Raw genomic sequence first — 6000 nt, 5'->3', positions numbered from 1 at the left:
CCCATGGCCCGTCCGCCCCGCCGCCCCTCCGCTCCCGGCCCGGGAGCGGAGGGGCGGCGGGGCGGACGGGCCATGGGCTGGTGCCTCCTCGATCGCGGCGGGGGAAGTGGAGCGGCCCCGGCGCCCGCACCGAAGTGCTGGGCTCCGGGGCCGGTCCGGCGTGCCGAGACTACGCGGAGAAGCGCGGGAAGGCGGAGCGACCCGCGTAGGTCGCCGCACCTCCCAGGATCTCCTCGATGCGCAGCAGCTGGTTGTACTTCGCGACGCGGTCCGAGCGGGCCGGGGCGCCGGTCTTGATCTGGCCGCCGTCCACCGCGACCGCGAGGTCGGCGATGGTGGTGTCCTCGGTCTCGCCGGAGCGGTGCGAGAGGATCGCGGTCATGCCGTTGCGCTGGGCCAGGGCCACGGCGTCGAGCGTCTCGGTGAGCGTGCCGATCTGGTTCACCTTGACCAGGATCGAGTTGCCGGCCTTCTCGGCGATGCCGCGGGCGAGGCGCACCGGGTTGGTGACGTACAGGTCGTCTCCGACGAGCTGCACCTTGTCGCCGATGGCCGCGGTGAGGTGGGTCCAGCCGGCCCAGTCGTCCTCGTCCAGCGGGTCCTCGATCGAGACCAGCGGGTAGTTGGCGACGAGGTCGGCGTAGTAGGAGGAGAGCTCCTCGGCCGAGAGCTTCTTGCCCTCGAACGTATAGGCGCCGTCCTCGTAGAACTCCGAGGAGGCGACGTCGAGCGCGAGCCCGATGTCCTTGCCGGGGGTGAAGCCGGCGGCCTCGACGGCCTTGAGGATGAAGTCGAGCGCCTCGCGGTTGGTGGGCAGGTCGGGGGCGAAGCCGCCCTCGTCGCCGAGGCCGGTGGCGAAGCCGGCCTTCTTCAGCTGCGCCTTGAGCGCGTGGTAGATCTCGACGCCCCAGCGCAGGCCCTCGGAGAAGGACTCGGCGCCCAGCGGGACGGCCATGAACTCCTGGATGTCGACGCCGGTGTCGGCGTGCGCGCCTCCGTTGATGATGTTCATCAGCGGCACGGGCAGGGTGTGCGCGTTCGGGCCGCCGACGTAGCGGAACAGGTCGAGGTCCGACGACTGCGCGGCGGCCTTGGCCACGGCGAGGCTGACGCCGAGGATCGCGTTCGCGCCCAGGCGGGACTTGTTCTCGGTGCCGTCGAGCTCGATCAGCTCGGCGTCGACGAGGCGCTGGTCGGTGGCGTCGAAGCCCTCGATGGCCGGGCCGATCTCGTCGATGACGGCGTCGACGGCCTTCTGCACGCCCTTGCCGAGGTAGCGGTCGGAGTCGCCGTCGCGGAGCTCGTACGCCTCGAACGCGCCGGTGGAGGCGCCGGACGGGACGGCCGCTCGCGAGGACGCGCCGTCCTCGAGCAGGACCTCGACCTCGACCGTGGGGTTGCCACGGGAGTCCAGAATTTCTCGGGCGACGACTGCCTCGATAAGGGCCACAACTATCTCCTCTTGACGGGTGGGCTCCCGGAGACGGGAGCGGTCGGGAAGGAGTCTACTGACCGCCTCCGAAGCGCAGGAGACCGCGGCCGGTCGTAGACTCCCAGGGCCCGATCGCCGGACGGCCCGGGCGCACCCGCCGACCCGGAGGTTCCCCGTGACCACGACCGCCGCCGACCACGTCGACCGTCTCACCGCCGTCGTCCCGGACTTCCCGAGCCCGGGCATCCTTTTCCGCGACCTCACGCCGGTCTTCGGCGACGGCGAGGCCCTGCGGGCGGTGGCCGACGCGCTGATCGAGCCCTACCGCGGCCGGATCGACGCGATCGCGGGCGTGGAGGCGCGCGGCTTCCTGCTCGCCGCAGCGGCCGCCTACTCGGCGGGTCTCGGCGTCGTCACCATCCGCAAGCCCGGCAAGCTCCCGCGGGCCGTGCTGCGCGAGCAGGCGACCCTCGAGTACGGCGAGACGATGCTGGAGGTGCACGAGGACGCGGCGCCCCGCGGCTCGCGGCTGCTGCTGGTCGACGACGTGCTGGCGACCGGGGGCACGCTCGACGCGAGCCGCCGCCTGATCGAGCGCGCAGGGTGGAGCCTCGAGGGGATCGCGGTGGTCATGGAGCTCGACGGGCTCGGCGGCCGCGAGGTGCTGGCCGGCCACCGCGTCGACGCGATCGTCACCGTCTGACCGGGCCCCGTCGCTCCGCTCCCCCTGCCCTCCCCTTCCCGCGAGACGCCACCCGGGTATGCGACCCACCGGGCGAGCCGCACTCGAGTGGCGTCCCGCGGAAGGGGGAAAGCGACGGGGTCAGGTGAGGGAGAGGGACATCCGGGAGAGGACGAAGGTCTCGAGCACCTGCACGAGCATGTAGAGCACGAGCGAGACGCCGGTCACGAGCACGACCGCCGACCAGACGTCCGCGAACCGGGCCTGGGCGGACCAGGCGTTGATCGCCCCGCCGATGCCCGCACCGGTGGAGAGCCACTCGGCGAGCAGCGCGCCCGTGATCGCTCCGGGCACCGAGATGCGGATCGCGGCGAAGAGCGAGGGCAGCGAGCCGGGGATGGCGACCTTGCGGATCGCGGTGAGGGTGCTGCCGCCGTAGACCGCGACCACGTCGAGCATCTGCGGGGAGGCGTTGTTGAGGCCGAAGGCGATCGTCACCAGCGCGGGGAACAGGACGACGATCCCGCCGATGACCGCGACCGAGGCGATCGAGCCGGTCCCGAAGACCAGGATGATCAGCGGCGCCATCGCGATCAGCGGCACCGAGCGCAGCAGCATCGCGAACGGCATCAGCGCGTGCTCGATGCCCTTCGACAGGCGGAACAGGATCGCGCCGAGGATCGCCACGACCAGGCCGGCCGCGAAGCCGATCAGTGCGTCGCCCATGGTCACGGCGAAGAGGCCGCCCAGCTCGGCGCGGTGCTCCGCGGCCTTCGCATCGGTCACCAGGTGCTGCCAGACGTCCCACGGGCCCTTGACCACGTAGGGCGAGACCCCGCTGAAGAGGACCACGCCGATCCAGATCGCCAGCACGATCACGATCGTCGACAGGGCGACGAGCAGGCTCTTGCGCAGGCTCTTGAGAGTCGCGCCGAGGGCGGCCGTGCGCAGCTGGCGGCGCAGCTCGTCGACCGCGAGGATCGACGTGGCCGTGGACTGCTCCGTGCGGTCGGGGACGGTGGTCGTCATGGTCATGCCCGCTTTCCGGAGGACCAGGGCGCGATGAGGCGCCCGATCAGTCCGACGATGCCGTAGCCGAGGAGCGCGACGCCCGCGCAGAGGAGGAAGAGCGCCCAGACGCGGGGCGAGTTCAGCGAGACCTGCGCCGCGACCAGGATCGGGCCCACGCCCGTCTCGATCTTGCCGAAGTACTCGCCGAGGATCGCGCCGAGGAAGGCCGCGGGCACCGCGATCTGCAGCGCCGACAGGATGTTGGGCAGCGCCGCGATCAGACGGACCTTGCGCAGCTGGGTGAACCGCGAGCCCCCGTAGACCGTGACGACGTCGAGCGCCGCCTTGTCGGCCGCCTTCAGCCCGAGCAGGCTGCCGACGACCGTGGTGAAGAACACCGAGAGGCCGGCCAGGAAGATCGCCGTCGCGCTCGCCTTCCCGGGAGCGTCCGCACCGCCGAGGATCAGCAGCACGATCGCTCCGATGGCGACGATCGGCACGCAGTAGGTGATGACCGCGAGCTGCGAGACGACCCCCTCCAGCCAGGGCAGGACCAGCACGAGCGCCGAGAGCACGAGCGCGAGGAGGTTGCCCCAGAAGTAGCCGACGGCCGCCTCGCCGATCGTGACGGAGAAGTTGCGCCAGTAGAAGCCGGCGCCGTCCTCCATCGCGGTCTGCACGACCTGCACGGGAGTGGGGACGGGCGCGTAGGTCGCGGCGCCGGTGGGCGCGGTGACGAGCGCCACGATCCACCAGACGGCGACGATCGCGGCGACGCCGATCAGCCCGGTGAGCCACGGAGGCAGGGACAGGGTGCGGCGCGGGGCCGCGGGGAGCGTGGTGGCCACAATGCCTCCTAGACGCGGTCGTCCGCGGCCGCGCCGCCGTCGCCGAACAGCAGCTCGGAGGCCTGGTCGACGTAGGCGTGGAACTCGGGGGTGCGCTGCATCTCGGGGGTGCGCGGGCGGGGGAGGTCGATGTCGATGATCTCCTTCACCCGTCCCGGGCGCGGGCTCATCACCGCGACGCGGTCCGAGAGGAAGATCGCCTCCGAGATGCCGTGCGTGACGAGGAGCGTCGTGGCGGGCTTCTCGGTCCAGATCCGCAGCAGCTCGAGGTTGAGCTTCTGCCGCGTCATGTCGTCGAGGGCGCCGAACGGCTCGTCGAGCAGCAGGACCTCGGGCTTGAGGATCAGGCACCGCGCGATCGACACGCGCTGGCGCATGCCGCCCGAGAGCTGGGCCGGCTTGGCCTTCTCGAAGCCGCGGAGGCCGACGAGGTCGATCAGCTCGTCGATGTAGGACTGGTCGACACTCTTGCCCGCGATCTCGAACGGCAGGCGGATGTTCGCCATGACGCTGCGCCACGGCAGGAGCGCGTGGTCCTGGAAGGCGATGCCGAGCTTGTTGTCGCGGCGCAGCTCCTGGGGAGTGCGGCCGTCGACCCGGATGGAGCCGGACGTCGGCTCCTCCAGCCCCGCGAGGATCCGCAGGATGGTCGACTTGCCGCACCCCGACGGGCCGAGCAGGGCGAGGAAGCTGCCCTGGTCGGTGTGGAGATCGGTGTCCTGCAGCGCCGCGACGCTGCGCGAGCCCATCCGGAACGTCTTCGACAGGCCGTGGATCTGGATGCCGGTGCCGCCGGCACCCTGGTCGCGCACGGTGCCGGCGTCGGTCGTGTCGGTCACGAGTGGTGCCCTTCGTGGATCAGGATCAGGCCGCGTACTTCATCAGCTCGGGGTTCTCCTCGTAGACCTCGTCGAGGAGGGTCAGATCGAAGAGGTCCTCGGCCGTGACGTCGATCCCGGCGCCCGCGAGGGACGCGATGGTCTCGGACTGCAGCGTCTCGGAGATGGTGAAGAGGCCGTTCGAGACCGTCTCGTCCGAGACGACCAGCTCCTCGGCCTGGATGGTGGCGCCCTTCTTGGAGGACTCCTCGTTGAGGCCGAGGTCCTTGCCGTAGTTCTCGACGGCGAGCATCGCGCCCGCCTCCGGGTCGTTGACCGCGTCGGTCCAGCCCTTGATCTCGGCGACGAGGAACGCCTTCAGAGCGTCGCGCTTCTCGGCGATCACCTGCTCCGACACCGAGAAGGTCTCGGCGACGAAGGGGAGGCCGTTGTCGGCGAAGGGCAGGTTGACGACCTCGTAGCCCTCGGCCGCGACCGTGATTGCCTCGTTCGTCAGGTAGGCGATGAAGCCGTCGACGGTGCCGTTGACGAGGACGGAGGGGTCGTACTCGACGGGGACGACCGTGAGGTCGGACTCGGAGAGGTCGTTCGCGGCGAGCAGCGCCTGGAACAGGGACGTGTTCGAGGCCTGGACGCCGATCTTCTTCCCGGCGAGGTCGGCCGGAGAGGCGATGTTGCCGGCGGTCTTGATCGAGAGGACCGTGAAGGGGTTCTTCTGGTAGGTCGCGCCGATGATCTTGAGCGGGGCCTCCTGCTGGGCGATCGCGGTGCCGATCGAGACGGCGTCGCTGAGCGCGACGTCCGCGCTGCCCGAGAGGAGCTCGGCCACGCCCGTCGAGGGGCCGGGGGTGAGCGTCACTCCTGCCAGGCCGGCCTCGGTGAAGTAGCCCTTCGAGTCGGCGAAGAACTCGCCCGCGAACTCCTCGTTCTTGATCCAGGAGAGCTGGACCTTGAGGGTGCCGAGGTCGCCGCCGTCCGCGGCGGACGCGCCGGAGGAGTCGGAGGCGCAGGAGGCGAGGACGGAGGCGCCGCCGATCGCGAGGCCGGCGACACCCGCCAGGCGGAGGAGGCTGCGGCGGTCGAAGGCCGGGAGGGAGCGGAGGGGCGACAGGGTCAAGGGGACTCCTCGGGTGGGGATCGTCAGGGCTGCTGCGGTGCGGTGCGCGGGGTCGCGACGGGGTGCCCGTG

6 protein-coding genes are annotated in these 6000 nt (G+C 71.2%); 1 reads left to right on the top strand and 5 read right to left on the bottom strand.

Annotation, left to right across the window (positions count from 1 at the left end):
* Positions 1-169: 169 nt before the first annotated feature.
* Positions 170-1450 (bottom strand): phosphopyruvate hydratase, encoded by a 1281-nt coding sequence (eno, locus tag C5C46_RS12670; RefSeq protein WP_104222361.1) that lies wholly within the window; start codon positions 1448-1450, stop codon positions 170-172.
* A gap of 157 nt (positions 1451-1607) precedes the next feature.
* Here eno and C5C46_RS12665 point away from each other — a divergent pair, with 157 nt between their 5' ends.
* Positions 1608-2135, top strand: coding sequence for an adenine phosphoribosyltransferase (locus tag C5C46_RS12665; RefSeq protein ID WP_104222360.1), 528 nt, complete (start codon positions 1608-1610; stop codon positions 2133-2135).
* 120 nt (positions 2136-2255) lie between these two features.
* Here C5C46_RS12665 and C5C46_RS12660 read toward each other — a convergent pair whose 3' ends face one another.
* The 4 genes from C5C46_RS12660 to C5C46_RS12645 all read right to left on the bottom strand — a co-directional run bounded on the left by C5C46_RS12660 (position 2256) and on the right by C5C46_RS12645 (position 5929).
* Positions 2256-3149: an ABC transporter permease gene (locus tag C5C46_RS12660; protein WP_104222359.1), complete on the bottom strand. Its 894-nt coding sequence runs from the start codon at positions 3147-3149 to the stop codon at positions 2256-2258.
* On the bottom strand, positions 3146-3973 hold the full coding sequence (locus C5C46_RS12655; protein WP_258059477.1) for an ABC transporter permease: 828 nt from the start codon (positions 3971-3973) through the stop codon (positions 3146-3148). The genes C5C46_RS12660 and C5C46_RS12655 overlap by 4 nt, the downstream gene beginning before the upstream one ends.
* Before the next feature lie 8 nt (positions 3974-3981).
* A complete protein-coding gene (locus C5C46_RS12650) occupies positions 3982-4722 on the bottom strand; it encodes an ABC transporter ATP-binding protein (RefSeq protein WP_104222373.1) in 741 nt (246 codons plus the stop codon).
* 115 nt (positions 4723-4837) lie between these two features.
* A complete protein-coding gene (locus C5C46_RS12645) occupies positions 4838-5929 on the bottom strand; it encodes an ABC transporter substrate-binding protein (protein WP_258059476.1) in 1092 nt (363 codons plus the stop codon).
* Positions 5930-6000 lie beyond the last annotated feature (71 nt).

It is taken from the genome of Rathayibacter sp. AY1E6 (assembly GCF_002931115.1).
Lineage (GTDB): Bacteria > Actinomycetota > Actinomycetes > Actinomycetales > Microbacteriaceae > Rathayibacter.
This window is presented reverse-complemented; position numbering and strand designations above follow the sequence as displayed.

Bases quoted from the DNA above. Each gene is read 5' to 3' on its own strand.
- C5C46_RS12660 (WP_104222359.1), bottom strand. From the start codon at position 3,149: ATGACCATGACGACCACCGTCCCCGACCGCACGGAGCAGTCCACGGCC.
- C5C46_RS12650 (WP_104222373.1), bottom strand. From the start codon at position 4,722: ATGGGCTCGCGCAGCGTCGCGGCGCTGCAGGACACCGATCTCCACACC.